12 protein-coding genes are annotated in these 13408 nt (G+C 61.3%); 5 read left to right on the top strand and 7 right to left on the bottom strand.

Annotated features, from left to right (window positions below):
* Nucleotides 1-11 precede the first annotated feature (11 nt).
* Together AC097O_RS15295 and AC097O_RS15300 are read left to right on the top strand one after the other, a co-directional pair.
* Complete coding sequence (locus AC097O_RS15295; RefSeq protein ID WP_479593686.1) at nt 12-1997, top strand: monovalent cation:proton antiporter family protein; 1986 nt, start codon at nt 12-14, stop codon at nt 1995-1997.
* Between the two features lie 51 nt (nt 1998-2048).
* On the top strand, nt 2049-2603 hold the full coding sequence (locus AC097O_RS15300) for an adenine phosphoribosyltransferase (protein ID WP_479593689.1): 555 nt from the start codon (nt 2049-2051) through the stop codon (nt 2601-2603).
* On the opposite strand, the gene AC097O_RS15305 is transcribed toward AC097O_RS15300, so the two are convergent.
* The 7 genes from AC097O_RS15305 to rpmH form a co-directional block, all read right to left on the bottom strand.
* Nucleotides 2580-3110, bottom strand: a complete 531-nt coding sequence (locus AC097O_RS15305) for a hypothetical protein (protein WP_479593693.1) — start codon at nt 3108-3110, stop codon at nt 2580-2582. The two genes, AC097O_RS15300 and AC097O_RS15305, sit on opposite strands and share 24 nt — an antisense overlap.
* Before the next feature lie 28 nt (nt 3111-3138).
* Nucleotides 3139-3615, bottom strand: a complete 477-nt coding sequence (locus AC097O_RS15310; protein WP_315189432.1) for a cyclic nucleotide-binding domain-containing protein — start codon at nt 3613-3615, stop codon at nt 3139-3141.
* A gap of 18 nt (nt 3616-3633) precedes the next feature.
* Nucleotides 3634-5004 (bottom strand): tRNA uridine-5-carboxymethylaminomethyl(34) synthesis GTPase MnmE, encoded by a 1371-nt coding sequence (mnmE, locus tag AC097O_RS15315; RefSeq protein ID WP_479593695.1) that lies wholly within the window; start codon nt 5002-5004, stop codon nt 3634-3636.
* A gap of 73 nt (nt 5005-5077) precedes the next feature.
* Nucleotides 5078-6775, bottom strand: a complete 1698-nt coding sequence (gene yidC / locus AC097O_RS15320; protein WP_479593698.1) for a membrane protein insertase YidC — start codon at nt 6773-6775, stop codon at nt 5078-5080.
* Nucleotides 6772-7044, bottom strand: coding sequence for a membrane protein insertion efficiency factor YidD (gene yidD / locus AC097O_RS15325; RefSeq protein ID WP_315243905.1), 273 nt, complete (start codon nt 7042-7044; stop codon nt 6772-6774). Before yidD ends, yidC begins: the two co-directional genes overlap by 4 nt.
* Nucleotides 7041-7502 (bottom strand): ribonuclease P protein component, encoded by a 462-nt coding sequence (locus AC097O_RS15330; RefSeq protein WP_479593701.1) that lies wholly within the window; start codon nt 7500-7502, stop codon nt 7041-7043. Before AC097O_RS15330 ends, yidD begins: the two co-directional genes overlap by 4 nt.
* Nucleotides 7503-7534: 32 nt before the next feature.
* On the bottom strand, nt 7535-7669 hold the full coding sequence (rpmH, locus tag AC097O_RS15335) for a 50S ribosomal protein L34 (RefSeq protein WP_092757190.1): 135 nt from the start codon (nt 7667-7669) through the stop codon (nt 7535-7537).
* 384 nt (nt 7670-8053) lie between these two features.
* Here rpmH and dnaA point away from each other — a divergent pair, with 384 nt between their 5' ends.
* The 3 genes from dnaA to gyrB all read left to right on the top strand — a co-directional run bounded on the left by dnaA (nt 8054) and on the right by gyrB (nt 13382).
* Nucleotides 8054-9451 carry a chromosomal replication initiator protein DnaA gene (dnaA, locus tag AC097O_RS15340; protein WP_367848196.1) on the top strand — a complete coding sequence of 466 codons (1398 nt, stop codon included), beginning with the start codon at nt 8054-8056 and terminating at the stop codon, nt 9449-9451.
* A gap of 82 nt (nt 9452-9533) precedes the next feature.
* The gene (dnaN, locus tag AC097O_RS15345; RefSeq protein ID WP_315208035.1) at nt 9534-10652 is read left to right on the top strand and encodes a DNA polymerase III subunit beta; all 1119 of its coding nucleotides are present in this window, start codon (nt 9534-9536) and stop codon (nt 10650-10652) included.
* 117 nt (nt 10653-10769) lie between these two features.
* Complete coding sequence (gene gyrB, locus AC097O_RS15350) at nt 10770-13382, top strand: DNA topoisomerase (ATP-hydrolyzing) subunit B (protein WP_479593705.1); 2613 nt, start codon at nt 10770-10772, stop codon at nt 13380-13382.
* Nucleotides 13383-13408 lie beyond the last annotated feature (26 nt).

Consider the following 13408-nt stretch of genomic DNA (forward strand, 5'->3'; position numbering starts at 1 on the left):
AGCATCGGTGCATGACCGCACTCGAATTGACGCTGATGTACCTGCTGGCTGCCGTGCTGGGGGTGGTCACGTTTCGCTCGCTCAAGCTGCCGCCCATGCTGGGCTATCTGGTAGTAGGCGTGGTGATTGGGCCCAACGCGCTGGCATTGGCGCAGAACTCGGAAGGCATCAAGCACCTGGGGGAGTTTGGTGTGGTGTTTCTGATGTTTGTGATCGGGCTGGAATTCAACTTACCCAAGCTGCGGGCCATGCGGCGGCATGTGTTCGGGCTGGGTTTGTTCCAGGTGACGGTGACGATGTTGGTGGCGACGTTTGCGTCCCTGGCTTTGGCCGTTGCAGCACCCAAGTGGTGGCACATGGAATGGCAGACGGCGCTGGCGCTGTCGGGGGCCTTGGCGATGAGCAGCACGGCCATTGTGGTCAAACTGATGTCCGAGCGCCTGGAGCTGGAGTCCGAGCATGGCAAGCGTGTCATGGGGGTGCTGCTTTTCCAGGATTTGGCGGTGGTTCCGCTGCTGGTGCTGATACCCGCACTGGGCTCTTCGCCAGAAGAGTTGTTTACCGCGCTGGCGCTGGCCTCGTTCAAGGCCACGGTACTGATTACGGTGCTGCTGGTGGGAGGTCAGCGGGTGATGCGCTGGTGGCTGACCATCGTGGCGCGGCGCAAAAGCGAAGAGCTGTTTGTATTGAACCTGTTGCTGATCACGCTGGGCCTGGCCTGGCTAACCGAACTGGCGGGCCTGAGCCTGGCGCTGGGGGCGTTCATTGCCGGCATGCTGATCTCGGAAACCGAATACAAGCACCAGGTGGAAACCGATATCCGCCCGTTCCACGATGTGCTGCTGGGCCTGTTTTTCATCACGATTGGCATGCTGCTGGACTGGCGCCTGGTGCTGGACAGCTGGCCGCTGGTGCTGCTGCTGGTGAGCTTGCCAGTGCTGTTCAAGCTGGTGATGGTGGCTGCGCTGGCCCGGCTGCTGGGGGGCACGGCAGGGGTGTCGCTGCGCACCGGACTGTATCTGGCGCAGGCAGGCGAATTCGGCTTTGTGCTGCTGACACTGGCACAAGAGAACCGGCTGGTGCCCCCGTCTTTGCTGAACCCGATTCTGGCCAGCATGGTGCTGTCGATGCTGGCCACGCCCTTCATCATCATGTACAGCAACAAGATCGTGATGAAGCTGGTCAGCAGCGAGTGGTTGCAACAGTCGCTGCAGATGACGCAGATCGCCCGCAAATCCATCAACGCCAACAAGCACGTCATCATCTGCGGCTACGGGCGCTGCGGGCAGAATCTGGCCCGCATGCTGGAGCGCGAAGGCATTCCGTACATGGCGCTGGACCTGGACCCCGATCGGGTGCGCCAGGCCGCCGCCGCCGGGGATTCGGTGGTGTTTGGTGATGCGGCCCGGCTGCAGGCTCTGATGGCCGCAGGCCTGGCACGGGCCAGCGCGGTGGTCATTACCTACCTGGACGTGGCGGGCGCGCTCAAAGTGCTGGCCAACACCCGGGCCCACGCTCCGCAGGTGCCAGTGATTGTGCGCACCCAGGACGACCACGATCTGGAAAAGCTGCGCCAAGCGGGTGCCACCGAGGTGGTGCCTGAGGCGATTGAGGGTTCGCTGATGCTGGCCAGCCACGCGCTGGCGCTGGTGGGCGTGCCGATGCGGCGGGTGATCCGGGTGGTGCAGGACCAGCGCGACGCGCGCTACAACCTGCTGCGCGGCTACTTCCATGGGGCCGACGACAACGGCGTGGACGAGCTACACCACGAGCGCCTGACCACCCTCACTTTGACGATTGCCGCCAAGTGCCTGGGCAAGCCTTTGGGTCGGCTGGCCTTGCATGCCGTGGGGGTGCGGGTGATCAGCCTGCGCCGCAAAAATGGCCAAACCGCGCTGCCCGACGACAACCTGCTGCTGGAAGATGGCGACACCCTGGTTCTGTCCGGTGAAATGGCCACCCTGGCGCTGGCCGAGGAGAAGTTTTTGAAGGGCTGAAACCGGTGGCGCAGGGCACAATAGCAGCCCCTCTCCTTTGGTGATATTTCCATGACAAGCTTCAGCGTCAACGCGTACCTCAAGGCCCACATGCGTACGGTGCCCGACTGGCCCGCGCCGGGCGTGCAATTTCGGGACATCACCCCCTTGCTGCAAAACCCGCGCGTGTTTCGCGTCATGATCGATGCCTTTGTGCACCGTTACATGGACCCGGCGCTGCGCCCGGATGTCGTGGCCGGGCTGGATGCGCGCGGTTTCATCTTGGGGGCCGTGGTGGCCTATGAGCTCAACATCGGCTTTGTGCCGATCCGCAAAAAAGGCAAGCTGCCGTTCACCACGGTGGAAGAAACCTACGAGCTGGAATACGGCAGTGCCACGGTGGAGCTGCACACCGATGCCGTCAAGCCCGGCGACCGGGTGCTGCTGATCGACGACCTGATTGCCACCGGTGGCACCATGATGGCCGGTAAAAAACTGCTTGAAAAACTGGGTGCCACCGTGGTCGAGGGTGCGGCGATCGTGGATCTGCCCGAGTTGGGCGGCTCACACAAGCTGCGCGAGAGCGGTTTGTCGCTGTTTACGCTAGTGGATTTTGCCGGTCACTGAGGGCAGGCGTGAGGCCGCTTCCAGAGCTTTCTGAAACGCAGCCACCTCGTCGTCTTGCAAGGGCTCGTAGCGGCCCACACCGCCCGCCAGGGTAACCCGGTCTGACAGGCCAGCCTCCGGGCCCGACAGCGTGGCCGGCATGCTGGCGGGGGCGGCCACCAGCTCGGCGTTGTTGCGCCAGTACACCGCGGTAATGACCAGGCCATGCTGGGCTTGGGCGGCCTGAACGACCTGTGTCTCGATACGTGAGCGCCATCCGGCATCTCCGCCCCAGGGATTGGCCACGTCCACCATCACCAAAAACTGCTGCCCCTGGTCGTCCAGGGCCAGTACCTTGAATTTAAAGCTGCTCGTTTGCACCCCGGCCTGCACCAAAGAGGTCCGCATAATGGCGTAGAGCCGCTCCCGGCGGTCAATCCGGGCATCGCGCAACTTGGCGGCATCCGTGCCCTGGCTCTGGGCGACAGGTACCTGGGGTTTGCGCGAAAACCAGTCTAAAAAAGACATCTTGTTGCCTTCCTTGGGAGCAGCCGACTCATGTCACCGCGACACGGTATCGGCTATGGATCAAACGCTTGGCCACCACGGCACCCGCACCCATGGCCACCGCCAGGGCCAGCTCGGGCTTGCGGTGGGTCATTTCGGTGAACCGCATGGGGGACAGGCTCCACAAAACGCAGGTGCTGCCCGCCTGCACCGTGGCACTGCGCGGCATGGCCGTGAAAAAGCTGCCCTCCCCCACCACGCTGCCTGCGCCCACTATCGCCAGGCGGATACGGCTCTCGGCATCCTCAAAATGCACGCTCAGGCTTCCACTCGCCACAAAGTACAGCGTGCGGTCCATCGCACCCTGCTTGAACAACACATCGCCCTGCACCAGGGTCAAAGGTTGCAGATACTGCGCCAACGCCTCCCACTGGGCAGGCAGCAGATTCAGGTTAAGGCCATCCTGGGCCTTGTTGAGCACCAAGGCATCCATCAGGCCTTGGAGTTGGGGTGGGACAGTAGCCATGGCCACAGTTTATGGCATTCACTTCCCAATGCAAAAGCTGGAAAAAATCACCCCCAGCAGATCGTCCGCAGTGAACGCGCCGGTGATCTCGTTCAGGGCATTCTGGGCCAAACGCAGCTCTTCGGCCAGCAGGTCCAGCAACTGCGCCTGTGCGGCCAAATGCGCCACTGCGGCATCCACGTGTACTTCGACCCGCTGCAAGGCCTCCACATGGCGGGCCCGGGCGATAAAAACGCCTTCGGGCGAGGCTTGCCAACCGGCCACTTCCAGCAACTTGCGGCGCAGGGCATCCAGCCCGGCACCGGTTTTGGCGGAGAGAGCCAGCGTGTCCGCGGCGGCTTGGTGGGAGTCCAGCTTGTTCCACACGTCGATCACCGGCACGCGGGGCGGCAGCTTCTGGGCCAGTTCGGTGGCGATGGCGGCATCGGCAGCCTGGTAATCGACCAGGTCGGCGCGGGTCAGGTCGTGCAGGAACAGCACGGCATCGGCGGCTTCGATTTCGGCCCAGGCACGCTCGATGCCGATGGCCTCAATGGCATCCATGCTGTGGCGCAGCCCGGCGGTGTCGATCACGTGGATGGGCACGCCTTCGATCTGGATGGTTTGGGCTACCTTGTCGCGCGTGGTGCCCGCGATGGGGGTGACGATGGCCAGCTCGGCCCCGGCCAGGGCGTTCAACAGCGACGACTTGCCCGCGTTTGGCTGGCCCGCAATCACCACCTTGATGCCTTCGCGCAGCAAAGCGCCCTGGCGGGTGCGCTGCATCACGTTTAATAGCTTTTGCTGCAGTTTTGATAGCTGTCCGTGCGCGTCTGCTTTGCGCAGAAAGTCGATTTCTTCTTCAGGAAAGTCCAACGTGGCTTCTACCAGCATACGCAAGTGCACCAGGCCGTCGCGCAGGGCGTGGATCTCCTGCGAGAACTCGCCCGACAGTGAGCGGGCCGCGCTACGGGCCGCCGCCTCGGTGCTGGCATCGATCAGGTCGGCAATGGCTTCTGCCTGCGCCAGGTCGATTTTGTCGTTCAGAAACGCGCGCTGGGTAAATTCGCCCGGCTGGGCCAAGCGCACGCCCAATGCCGTACCCGCCTCCAGGCAGCGCGCCAACAGCAGTTGCAACACCACCGGCCCACCGTGGGCTTGCAGCTCAAGGACGTCTTCGCCGGTGTAGGAATGCGGGGCAGGGAAATGCAGGGCCAGGCCGTGGTCGATAGCGCCACCGGCCGCGTCGCGGAATGGCAGGTACGTAGCCTCTCGGGCTTTCAGCGGGCGGCCACACAGGGCTTCGATGACCGGGCCGATGTGCTTGCCGCTGACCCGGACAATGCCGACCGCTCCGCGGCCCGGGGCGGTGGCGATGGCGGCGATGGGGTCGTTGGTACGGCTGTGCATGGTGTGAAACCTTCCAGAAAAAAAGCCGCCCAACCCGAAGGTTCAGCGGCTTTGGAGCACCACAAGGGCAGTATTAACTGAACTTTGGCAAGTTGAACTGTGGTGGCACGCCCATACGGGTGTTGATGAGCCACTGCTGGGCGATCGACAAGATGTTGTTGGTAATCCAGTACAGCACCAGGCCAGCCGGGAAGAAGAAGAACATCACCGAGAACGCCAGCGGCATGAACCACATCATCTTGGCTTGCAGTGGATCGGGTGGTGCGGGGTTCAGCGCCGTTTGCAGCATGGTGGTCATGGCCATCACGACGGGCAAAATGTACAGGGGATCGGGTGACGACAGGTCGTGGATCCACATGGCCCAGGGGGCGTTGCGCATTTCCACGCTGGACAGCAGCACCCAGTACAAGGCCATGAACACCGGAATCTGGACCATGATGGGGAAACAACCGCCCATCGGGTTGATCTTTTCTTCGCGGTAAATCTTCATCATGGCCTGCTGCATTTCGGCAGGCTTATCTTTCAGGCGCTCGCGCATTTCGGTAATGCGGGGGTTGATGGCCTTCATCTTGGCCATGCTGGAATAGGCCTTGGCGTTAAGCCAGTAGAAGGCAATTTTCAGCAGCAGGACCAGGGCCACAATCGACCAGCCCCAGTTCTTGAGCACGCTGTGGATCTGGTCGAGCAGCCAGTACAGCGGTTCGGCCAGGATCTTGACCCAGCCATAGTCCTTCACCAGTTCCAGGCCGGGGGTCAGCGATTCCAGCAGTTTTTCCAGTTGCGGGCCCACAAACATACGGGCATCCAGTGACTTGCTGGTACCGGGAGCAATGTCGTTCATCGGCGTGATCATGCCGACCGCGTACAGGTTGGTATCGACCTTGCGCATGAACAGATCACGCTGGATGCCGTCGCCCAGCAGCCAGGCGCTGGCAAAGTAATGCTGCACCATGGCCACATAGCCAGAGGTAGACGTCTTCTCGATATCGACCTTGTTCTCTTCGATCGTTTTGAACTCGACCTTTTGGTACTTCATTGCATCGGTGTAGACCGCAGGGCCGGTGAAGGTCGAGTAGAACGAGGACTCGCCCGGTGGCTTGTTGCCGTCGCGCACCAGTTGCAGGTACAGCTGGGGCGATACAGCGGTAGTACCGACGTTTTGTACTTCGTGCTTTACGTTGATGACATAGGCACCACGGGCCAGCGTGTAAATCTTGACCAGCTTCACGCCGTTCACCACAGGGGACTCAAAACGGACCACCAGTTCGTTGGCGCCATCCGCCAGAGTGCGCTCGCCGGGCACCAGGGTCATGACGGTCTTGTGGCTGGGCAGGGCCGCGCCGCCAACCGATCCGACACCTGCAATCAAGCCGGTCTGGGCCGCGTAATAGCGCTCTTTGCTGTCGTCCAGCAAGACAAAGTTCTTCGCCTTGTCGAACATATCCACCTGGCCCAGCAATTCAGAGCGCACCAGGGAGCCGCCCTCGGTGTCAAACGTCAGTTTGAGCAGGTCCGAAGTCACTACGACCTGTTCCTTGACAGCGGCTGGTGCTGCTGGATCCACCGGAACCTGGGCCACACCGGCGGCGGGAGCGGCGACCGGTGCGGGCACCGACGAGGCCCCGGCGACCGGTTTACCCGCAGCGGCCTGCTCGACGGGCATGGGAAAGAAGGTTGCTTTATGGCCGTTGAAAAGTTGCCATTTGTCCCACAACAGCACCATAGAAAAACCAAAAATCACCCACAGGATGGTTCGGCGAATATCGTTCATGAAGACTTCTTATGTGAAGAGGAGGAAAGCAAGTAAGAGAAAAGCCGGGGACGCTCGTGCGGAGGCAGATCGAGCCCGCCCTCGCACCAGGGGTGGCAGCGCGCCAGCCGCCGCAACGTCAAATAAGAACCTGCTGCAGCGCCGTGCCGCTCCAACACCGCCAGCGAATACACCGAGCAAGTGGGCTCAAAACGGCAGGCCGAACCCAGCCACGGGCTGAGCAGCAGTCGATAGCCGCGCACCACACCCATCAACAAGGATTGCATCATGGCGCAGGCCCTGCTTGGGTAGCCTTTGTGGCGGCCATGCCAAACAACTGCTCCAGCTCGGTACGCACCGCCAGCTTGAGTGGCTCGGACGTGGCACTGACAAACACTTTGCGGTCAAACACGGCACGCAGGCGCACCACGTGCGCCGCTTGCGGAAAGCGCGGCTCAAAAGCCTGGACCACCTGGTAAATCTGGCGTTTGATGGCGTTGCGGGTCACCGCGCGCTTGGCCCAGCGCTTGGGTGCCATGGCCCCCACCCACACGTCCTGAACGCCAAACAGAGCCTGCGGTCGCGTGGACTCGGGCTCTGTAGGAGAGGGTGTGGATTTAGCAGTGGTTTTGGGCGGCACGGGATGCACATCCAAAGCAGCACGGTGCAACGCAAAATGCGGTGTCCGGGCCACGGTTTTACCCGCTAAAACGGCCTGAAACTGCGCCCGCGTTTTAAGTCGCTGCACGGCAGGTTTCAGACCGAAGTCAGTGCGCCAGCTTAGACAGCCAGACGCTTGCGGCCTTTGGCGCGGCGAGCGTTGATGACAGCACGGCCGCCACGGGTTTTCATGCGGACCATGAAACCATGGGTACGGGCACGCTTGATTTTCGACGGTTGGTAAGTGCGTTTCATGATGACATCCTAGAAGAGTTCGGATTGGCAACGCCTATGGGTGCGTTGCCAAAAATGGGGGGCGGTTGAATGCCCTTTTGATGGACCCTGAAGCTGGGAGCTTGGCACCAGCGGCGCTAAGCCCGGCAACCCATCTGTTCGATACCCCAAAGCCCTCAATCGTGCGGAAATTCACACGAGGCCCGGAAACTGTCTAGATGAATTAAGTCAGGGAAACCCGGCATTATGGCAAATTTTTCGGCGCGTGGCAAGACAGATATCGGCAGGGGGCGTGCGTGGGCAGCGCGCAAGCCATATCTGGCAAATTGTGGATAAGGGCGGGACAAACTACAATGGTCGGTTCGCCGATCCCTCATTTATCCACAGAAGTAGACACCCCCCACAATGACAGAGGGAACCCCCACCAACACCGGCGCAGGCCACAGCCTATGGCAAGCCTGCGCAGAACAGTTGGCCCAAGAACTGCCCGAGCAGCAGTTCAACACCTGGATCAAGCCCTTGGTGGCACAGGTCAACGACGACTTCTCCAAAGTCACTTTGTTTGTCGCTAACCGCTTCAAGCTGGACTGGATCCGTGCGCAGTACGTGGGCCGCATCAGTGCCTTGCTGGAAAAACTGTACGGCCAAACCATTCCGCTTGAGTTAGTCCTTACTCCGCGGGAAGCCCAGGTGCGTGTGCACGCTACGGCATTAACACCCCAAGGCGTGGGCGCGATTCCCGAGCCCACCGCTGCCGCCGAAGACCCGGCCCAGGCGCAATTCAAGAACCGCCTGAACACCGCGCTGACCTTTGATACGCTGGTCGAAGGTACGGCCAACCGCATGGCACGCGCCGCGGCGATGCACGTGTCCGGCACGCCCGGCCAGCTGTACAACCCGCTGTTTATCTACGGCGGTGTCGGCCTGGGCAAGACCCACTTGATGCACGCCGTGGGTAACCGTTTGCTGGCCGACCGGCCCGATGCCAAAGTTCTCTACATCCATGCAGAACAATTTGTATCGGATGTGGTTAAGGCTTACCAACGCAAGACTTTTGACGAATTCAAAGAGCGTTACCACTCGCTGGATCTGTTGCTGATTGACGACGTGCAGTTCTTCGCCAACAAAGACCGCACGCAAGAAGAGTTCTTCAACGCGTTCGAAGCCCTGCTGACCAAAAAATCGCACATCGTGATGACCAGCGACACCTACCCCAAGGGCCTGGCCGATATCCACGAGCGGCTGGTGTCGCGCTTCGACTCCGGGCTGACGGTGGCCATCGAGCCACCCGAGCTGGAGATGCGCGTCGCTATTCTGATCAACAAATCGCGCGCCGAGGGCACCGAAATGCCCGAAGAAGTGGCGTTTTTCGTGGCCAAGAACGTGCGCTCCAACGTGCGCGAGCTCGAAGGCGCGCTGCGCAAGTGCCTGGCCTATTCGCGTTTCAACCAGAAGGAAATGTCGATCCAGCTGGCCCGCGAAGCCCTGCGTGACTTGTTGTCCATCCAGAATCGGCAGATTTCGGTGGAAAACATCCAGAAGACGGTGGCCGACTACTACAAGATCAAGGTCGCCGACATGTACAGCAAGAAGCGCCCGGCCAGCATTGCCCGACCGCGCCAGATTGCGATGTACCTGGCCAAAGAGCTGACGCAAAAAAGCCTGCCCGAAATCGGCGAGTTGTTTGGTGGCCGCGATCACACCACGGTGCTGCACGCGGTGCGCAAAATTGGCGGCGAACGCCAGCAGCTCACCGAGCTGAACCAGCAATTGCACGTGCTGGAACAAACCTTGAAGGGTTAGTTAAGCAGGTTATAAAAACAGGGAAAATCGGGCCTGCCGGTATTTTCCAAAAAGCTAGTTTCTCAAAAAATATGGGGTTGACATGATCGTTTTGAAGGCAACACAAAGCAAGGTTCTCGCGGTTCTGCAGTCGGTCGCCGGGATTGTGGAGCGCAAGCACACCCTGCCGATTCTGGCCAATGTGATGTTGCGCAAAACTGGCAGCACGGTGCAGCTGACCACCAGCGACCTGGAAATCCAGATCCGCACCAGCGCCGAGCTGGACGGGGATGCGGGCGACTTCAGCACCACCGTGGGTGCCCGCAAGCTGATCGACATCCTGCGCACCATGCCCGCCGACCAGACCGTGTCGCTCGAATCCAGCCAGAACAAGCTCATCCTCAAGGGCGGCAAGAGCAAGTTCACGTTGCAAACCCTGCCCGCCGAAGACTTTCCGCTGGTGCAAGAAGCGGCCAACTTTGGCCCCGTGTTCAGCGTGCCGCAAAAAACCCTGAAAGCCCTGCTGGGCCAGGTGTCGTTTGCCATGGCGGTGCACGACATCCGCTACTACCTGAACGGCATCTTGTTTGTGGCCGAAGGCAACCAGCTCAGCCTGGTGTCCACCGACGGCCACCGCCTGGCCTTTGCCTCGGCTGCGCTGGACGTGGAAGTGCCCAAGCAAGAGGTGATCTTGCCGCGTAAAACCGTACTGGAAATGCAGCGCCTGCTCAGCGATGCCGAAGGCGAGAACCAGCCCATGATGGAAATGCAGTTTGCCAACAACCAGGCCAAGTTCAGCTTCGGCGGCATGGAGTTCGTCACCAAGCTGGTCGAGGGCAAGTTCCCCGACTACAACCGCGTGATTCCCAAGAACCACCAGAACCACATCACCCTGGGCCGCCAGGCCTTCTTGTCCAGCCTGCAGCGCACCGCCATTCTGACCAGCGACAAGTTCAAGGGCGTGCGCCTGAACGTCGAACCGGGGTCCTTGCGCGTCGCGTCCAACAACGCCGAGCAAGAAGAAGCCGTGGACGAGCTGGACGTGGACTACGGCGGCGACAGCATCGAGATCGGCTTCAACGTCACCTACCTGATCGACGCGCTGGCCAATATGCAGCAGGACATGGTCACCATCTCGCTGGGCGACAGCAACAGCTCGGCCCTGCTGACCATTCCCGAGAACGAAAACTTCAAATACGTCGTGATGCCGATGCGCATTTAATTGCTATAACTAATATAGCTGCCCACGCTTGATTCATAAGCGGCAGAGGCATATTTCATTTAAATTTTCAGCTTCGGGGGTCTTGTCCCCCCACCTGCCTTGTAAGCCTTGACCGCCATGACCGAAGAACACACGCCCGTCCCCCCCGTCCCCACCGATGCCGAATCCATGGAAGCGGTGAACACGGGTGACAGCACGGCCGACAGCTCCAACTTCCAGCCCACCATCGACACCAACCAGGCGGGTGCCACCGAAGCCTACGGCGAAGGTTCGATCCAGATCCTGGAAGGCCTGGAAGCCGTGCGCAAGCGTCCCGGCATGTACATCGGCGATACAAGCGACGGCACCGGCCTGCACCATCTGGTGTTCGAGGTGGTGGACAACTCCATCGACGAATCGCTGGCCGGCCACTGCGATGACATCCTGGTCACCATCCACTCCGACAACTCCATCAGCGTGGTGGACAACGGCCGCGGCATCCCCACCGGCATCAAGATGGACGACAAGCACGAGCCCAAACGCAGTGCCGCTGAAATCGCCCTGACCGAGCTGCACGCGGGCGGCAAGTTCAACCAGAACAGCTACAAGGTCTCGGGCGGCCTGCACGGCGTGGGCGTGAGCTGCGTCAACGCACTCAGCAAAATGCTGCGCCTGACCATCCGCCGCGACGGCAAGATCCACGTGATGGAATTCAGCAAAGGCTTTGTGCAAAACCGCCTGCTGGAGACCGTGGGCGGCGTGGAAGTCTCGCCCATGCACATCATTGGCGACACCGAGAAGCGCGGCACCGAAGTGCACTTTGCGCCCGACCTGGAAATCTTCCAGACCAACTCCGACTTCCACTACGAAATCCTGAGCAAACGCCTGCGCGAACTCAGCTTCTTGAACAACGGCGTGAAGATCCGCCTCAAGGACGAGCGCAGCGGCAAGGAAGACGACTTCTCGGGCGCGGGCGGCGTGAAGGGCTTTGTGAACTTCATCAACAAGGGCAAGACGGTGTTGAACCCCAACATCTTCCACGCCATGGGCGACCGCCAGAGCGACCAGAACACCAACATCGGCGTGGAAGTGGCGATGCAGTGGAACAGCGGCTACAACGAGCAGGTGCTGTGCTTCACCAACAACATCCCCCAGCGCGACGGCGGCACCCACCTCACCGGCCTGCGCGCCGCCATGACGCGGGTCATCAACAAGTACATCGACGACAGCGAAATCGCTAAAAAAGCCAAGGTCGAAGTCACCGGCGACGACATGCGCGAAGGCCTGACCTGCGTGCTGAGCGTGAAAGTGCCCGAGCCCAAATTCAGCAGCCAGACCAAAGACAAGCTGGTGTCCAGCGAAGTGCGCGGCCCGGTGGAAGACATCGTCAGCCGCCTGCTGCACGACTACCTGCAAGAGCGCCCGGCCGATGCCAAGATCATCGTCGGCAAAATCATCGAAGCCGCCCGCGCCCGCGAAGCCGCCCGCAAGGCCCGTGACATGACCCGCCGCAAAGGCGTGCTTGACGGCATGGGCCTGCCCGGCAAACTGGCCGACTGCCAGGAAAAAGACCCCGCCATGTGCGAGATCTACATCGTCGAGGGCGACTCCGCCGGTGGCTCTGCCAAGCAGGGCCGCGACCGTAAGTTCCAGGCCATCCTGCCCCTGCGCGGCAAGATCCTGAACGTGGAAAAAGCCCGCTACGAAAAGCTGCTCACCAGCAACGAAATCCTGACGCTGATCACCGCCCTGGGCACCGGCATCGGCAAGGCCGGTGGCACCACCGGCAACGACGACTTTAACGTCGCCAAGCTGCGCTACCACCGCATCATCATCATGACCGATGCCGACGTGGACGGTGCGCACATCCGCACCCTGCTGCTCACCTTCTTCTACCGCCAAATGCCCGAGCTGGTGGAGCGCGGCCACATCTACATCGCCCAGCCGCCGCTGTACAAGGTGAAGGCCGGCAAGGAAGAGCTGTACCTGAAAGATGCCAGCGCCCTGGACGGCTTCCTGCTGCGCATCGCGCTGGTCCACGCCTCGGTCTACACCGGTGGTGACAATGGCAGCACCCTCAGCGGCGACACCCTGGCCGAGCTGGCGCGCAAGCACCAACTGGCCCAGGCCGTCATTGCCCGCCTGCAAAACTTCATGGATGCCGAAGCCCTGCGCTCGGTGGCCGATGGCGTAGCGCTGAACCTGGACACCGTGCCCGATGCCGAAGCGTCCGCCGCCGCCCTGCAAGCCCGCCTGCCCGATGCCGAGGTAGCCGGTGAGTTCGACGTGCGCACCGACAAACCCATCCTGCGCATCAGCCGCCGCCACCACGGCAACATCAAGAGCAGCGTGCTCACCCAAGACTTCGTGCACGGCTCCGACTACGCCGCCCTGGCCGAGGCCGCCAACACCTTCAAAGACCTATTGAGCGAAGGTGCCAAGGTCATGCGCGGCGAAGGCGAGCGCCAAAAGGAAGAAAAAGTCACCGACTTCCGCCAAGCCATGGCCTGGCTCATCGCCCAAGCCGAACACGCCACCAGCCGCCAGCGCTACAAAGGCCTGGGCGAAATGAACCCCGCCCAGCTCTGGGAAACCACCATGGACCCCACCGTCCGCCGCCTGCTGCGCGTACAGATCGACGACGCCATCGAAGCCGACCGCGTGTTCACCATGCTGATGGGCGACGAGGTGGAGCCACGGCGCGAGTTCATTGAAACGAATGCGCTGCGGGCGGGGAATATTGACGTTTGATTTCCCCAGTCCCCCCGGGGCTATGG

It is taken from the genome of Rhodoferax sp. LS1P39 (assembly GCF_056521425.1).

Coding starts and splice junctions, on each gene's coding strand:
- gyrB (WP_479593705.1), top strand. CDS start 10,770: ATGACCGAAGAACACACGCCCGTCCCCCCCGTCCCCACCGATGCCGAA.
- AC097O_RS15295 (WP_479593686.1), top strand. CDS start 12: ATGACCGCACTCGAATTGACGCTGATGTACCTGCTGGCTGCCGTGCTG.
- mnmE (WP_479593695.1), bottom strand. CDS start 5,004: ATGCACAGCCGTACCAACGACCCCATCGCCGCCATCGCCACCGCCCCG.
- rpmH (WP_092757190.1), bottom strand. CDS start 7,669: ATGAAACGCACTTACCAACCGTCGAAAATCAAGCGTGCCCGTACCCAT.
- dnaA (WP_367848196.1), top strand. CDS start 8,054: ATGACAGAGGGAACCCCCACCAACACCGGCGCAGGCCACAGCCTATGG.
- yidC (WP_479593698.1), bottom strand. CDS start 6,775: ATGAACGATATTCGCCGAACCATCCTGTGGGTGATTTTTGGTTTTTCT.
- AC097O_RS15305 (WP_479593693.1), bottom strand. CDS start 3,110: ATGTCTTTTTTAGACTGGTTTTCGCGCAAACCCCAGGTACCTGTCGCC.
- AC097O_RS15310 (WP_315189432.1), bottom strand. CDS start 3,615: ATGGCTACTGTCCCACCCCAACTCCAAGGCCTGATGGATGCCTTGGTG.
- yidD (WP_315243905.1), bottom strand. CDS start 7,044: ATGATGCAATCCTTGTTGATGGGTGTGGTGCGCGGCTATCGACTGCTG.
- AC097O_RS15300 (WP_479593689.1), top strand. CDS start 2,049: ATGACAAGCTTCAGCGTCAACGCGTACCTCAAGGCCCACATGCGTACG.
- dnaN (WP_315208035.1), top strand. CDS start 9,534: ATGATCGTTTTGAAGGCAACACAAAGCAAGGTTCTCGCGGTTCTGCAG.